Below are 2838 nucleotides of genomic sequence, written 5' to 3'. Positions count from 1 at the left end.
CGGTGTTTTACGATGACATTTCTTAGCCCAACAGCAGTGGAAGTCCCAAAAGGTATGGGAACCTGGTAGAGGAACTTAAACGGTACTCATTCCTTTGGAGATATCCCCCATCGGGCCAAGGGAACAATACAAACTTCAGATGATGGGATTACCTTTACTTCCACCGGCTTTTCTGATTTTCTGAACGGAGAGATTGCCATTAACCAAACCAAGCGATTTATCCTCATTCAATGCGGGCAAAATGAATGGCATTTAAAGGAAGTTTTCCTCTATGGAACTTACGACTCCAATTTAGTTGGTGGCTCTCCATCTCCCACACCAACCCCTACCCCTACTCCAACGCCAACAGAACCAACAGCATATTTAAGTGCTGCGCTGAGGAAAATACTTTAGTTACCCGGCTAATGACCATCCAGAAAGAGGCTAATGCCGCCGCAGCAGCCGTGGGAACGCCCGTTTAAATGGGATATTCTCAACCGACTACGGAGCTTTGATTTCAATCGTGTCGTAGGAGGATTGCAGCTAATGAAGCAAATTAGAGAGTCCTTCCTAGCCTCTGAGGCGTGTATCGCTGAACAACGTCAAGCCCTAAAGCTATTTCCGGAATGGTTGGAGATAGGGAAGAAGACAAAGAATGCGCAATTGGGGCTGAGGTTGATTTTATGTGGGCTAAAGACTGGAGGGGGAACTGCTAACGTATACCTATGATAGTTCTACCAACGCCTGAGCAGTTGCTAAATCAAGGGGAGATGACACTCTCCAACTACACAATATTTTGCGCCAACTTGTTAGAGGAGATTGAGAGAGAAAATCCAGGGTGTAGCTCAAAGGAATTTAGTGAAAGACTAAAAGAAATTTTATCGTATTACGACCAATTTGAAGAGCTTGAGAACCTCAAGACTTATGCTATATACCATCCTGTCATGCAAAGATTTTTGCTGAGAAGATTAGCCCAACGGATAGTAACAAAAAAGGAGGAGTGAATGGCTGGGGTTGACAAGGTTTACGTGCCCCTGAAAAAGGAAATATTTTTTCCTGCACTTAATTGGGTCTGGCAAAGTGACGGTAGATGCAAGACCGCTACTGGTAGGAAGCTTTTAGATTATTATCTCGAATATTTAGAGTTACAAGAGCCTAAAGGAGTTTGAGCTTATGGTTACAGAAGCACCATCCCTGCGGTACATCACTCTAGAGTTTCATCTTCCTTCTTTAAGGGAAGATGAAATCTCGCTTCATTATTGTCACTATCTAAACGAAGACGGAACTTTTGATGGGCAAGCTTTTGGGGAGGCTGTCGCTGCTATTTTCGAGGGGATGGAAAAAGAGATAGCTAATCCTGGCTCTGTTCCTTATGGATTGGGGAGGTATCAGGGTGCTTGTAAAATTCAGGATATACGTCAATACGAGAGGGAAGGAGAAGATGGATTCAGCTAAAACTGTTGTGTTACTGGATAAAACTTTTTACGATGTACCGGGAATGAGGAAGGAATGACTTAAGCTTTACTTCCAGAAATCTTTGAAGGCTCTAGGATTTAGCTCTGTATATATCAGGGTATTCTTGATTGCCTTATGCCCTAGATAATGCTGAATTGACCTTAGATTCTGATTCTGCTCTACCAGCGCGTAACCACACCCATGTCTTAGCATATGAGGATGCACGGGAAAATCAAACCCGGCATCCTTTCCTATTTTTCTGAGGATTTTCCTAAAGCTGTCTGGCAACATGGGAGAACCTTGGGGAGTGTGGAACAACCAGGAACAATTACCCCCTTGCTCCCGTTTCCACCTCCGAATTAATCTCATCTCATCAGCTTGGATCGGGTGACGGCTGTCTATTCCCCCTTTTAATCGGGTAACCGTCAGGAGAGCGTTGGGGAAATCTACAGCCTCCCATCTCAACCCAACCAACTCCGATCGCCTCAGACCATGCCGGAACGCCAGCAGAATCATCAACCGGTTTCGGGTTCCGTTTCGCTTGGATTGCCCAGCCGCTACCATCAGCCGATCTACTTCCGCCGCCGTTAAGAACCGGCGATCGGACTTATCCATCTTTCCAGTTTTCCGCATTACGTCAGAACCGAGTGTGTTTTCCACAGGCTACAGCCCTTTACTATCGTTTCTCCTCTATGATAGTTGTCCGCATTCTATTAACAGAATGCGGTATAGAACCTTCTGTGAAATAAAGTGGCTCTTTTTTTGTCCCTCTACTCTAGCAAATTCCCTAGACCTCTCTTATCCCATGACTGTATTTTTCCCAATCATCATCTTCGCTCTCCAGTCCGATGTAGTTTGCCTTCAGGCTTCCTCTAGCGTTGATTAATCCCCTACGGTAAACTCCCGTTTTTCCTGGAGTGTCGCACCGCCTCCACCAGTACCCATGACGGTCTGCCACGGTATGACCGGGTAAGATTGCCCTCACTTGAGCATCGGTAAAGTGACCAGTTGCCATCAACTGTTCTTTGTCCATTACCCGACCAGCGTAGGGGTTACGCTCTGGCTTGGGAGTCGGGATGAGCTTCTCTACCTCAGCCCGGTGCAATTGTTTCGCCTCATCACGCCCCGATCGCGGACTGCAAACTATCTCGTCACCCTTGAGCCGGTAGATAATTCCCTCTCTATCAAAGTCAACCGAAATAACTTTTTGCCGTAGTAGTTTGGCTACGATTGCCACCGAAAGGTAAACGCCGTCAGACATGGAACCGTTACCAATCTTCTGGAGCAGCGTCTTAGTCTGATCGGAAAGGGTCAAGGTTGTTCGAGTCCGATTAGCGCTTTCCTTTCGTGCTGATTGAGGATGTAAGCCGATATCTTGTGTATGCATGATTAGTGTCACTGTAA

Annotated in this window: 4 protein-coding genes; 2 read left to right on the top strand and 2 right to left on the bottom strand. The window is 46.1% G+C overall.

Features of this window, described 5'->3' with window-relative positions; translation table 11 throughout:
- Nucleotides 1-245 precede the first annotated feature (245 nt).
- A complete protein-coding gene (locus J7529_RS24570) occupies nucleotides 246-461 on the top strand; it encodes a hypothetical protein (protein WP_318731176.1) in 216 nt (71 codons plus the stop codon).
- Between the two features lie 691 nt (nucleotides 462-1152).
- Complete coding sequence (locus tag J7529_RS24565) at nucleotides 1153-1434, top strand: hypothetical protein (protein ID WP_318731175.1); 282 nt, start codon at nucleotides 1153-1155, stop codon at nucleotides 1432-1434.
- Between the two features lie 66 nt (nucleotides 1435-1500).
- Here J7529_RS24565 and J7529_RS24560 read toward each other — a convergent pair whose 3' ends face one another.
- Together J7529_RS24560 and J7529_RS24555 are read right to left on the bottom strand one after the other, a co-directional pair.
- The gene (locus J7529_RS24560) at nucleotides 1501-2094 is read right to left on the bottom strand and encodes a tyrosine-type recombinase/integrase (protein ID WP_318731173.1); all 594 of its coding nucleotides are present in this window, start codon (nucleotides 2092-2094) and stop codon (nucleotides 1501-1503) included.
- Nucleotides 2095-2221: 127 nt separating this feature from the next.
- The coding region (locus J7529_RS24555) for a hypothetical protein (RefSeq protein WP_318731172.1) at nucleotides 2222-2838 on the bottom strand (617 nt) is incomplete at its 5' end.

It is taken from the genome of Roseofilum sp. Guam (genome assembly GCF_017746735.1).
GTDB classification, from domain to species: Bacteria; Cyanobacteriota; Cyanobacteriia; order Cyanobacteriales; family Desertifilaceae; genus Roseofilum; species Roseofilum reptotaenium.
The sequence above is the reverse complement of the archived record's forward strand: the minus strand, read 5'-3'. Positions and strand labels throughout refer to the sequence as shown.

What these genes read in the sequence shown, in the direction of transcription:
- J7529_RS24565 (WP_318731175.1), top strand. Translation starts at nt 1,153, where the DNA reads ATGGTTACAGAAGCACCATCCCTGCGGTACATCACTCTAGAGTTTCAT.
- J7529_RS24570 (WP_318731176.1), top strand. Translation starts at nt 246, where the DNA reads ATGGCATTTAAAGGAAGTTTTCCTCTATGGAACTTACGACTCCAATTT.